At 51.2% G+C, this 320-nt stretch carries 1 pseudogene; it reads right to left on the bottom strand.

From position 1 onward, the window contains the following. Positions 1-320, bottom strand: a pseudogene (locus FDX01_RS13505) (haloacid dehalogenase); the annotation flags it as partial.

Here is a 320-nt window from a genome sequence, read left to right as displayed (position 1 = left end):
CATCAGCGACCATCTGAACAATTCGTGAGAGCATTGTTTCATCACCGACTTTCTCTGCACGGATGATGAGACTCCCTGTCTGATTAATGGTCCCCCCGATGACAGGGTCACCCTCCGTTTTGGTAACCGGCATAGATTCCCCGGTCACCATCGATTCATCAACGGTTGTTTTGCCTTCGATCACAATACCGTCGACCGGAATACTCTCTCCTGGTCTGATGCGGAGCTTATCGCCAGGCAGAACATCTTCCGCATTAATATCCGTTTCATGACCGTCATGATCCAGCCGCCTGGCGGTTTTGGGGGCAAGATTCAGTAGT

The organism is Citrobacter sp. wls613, from assembly GCF_005281195.1.
GTDB lineage: Bacteria > Pseudomonadota > Gammaproteobacteria > Enterobacterales > Enterobacteriaceae > Citrobacter > Citrobacter gillenii.
Note: the sequence above shows the minus strand (reverse complement) of the source record. Positions and strands in the feature narration are given on the sequence as shown.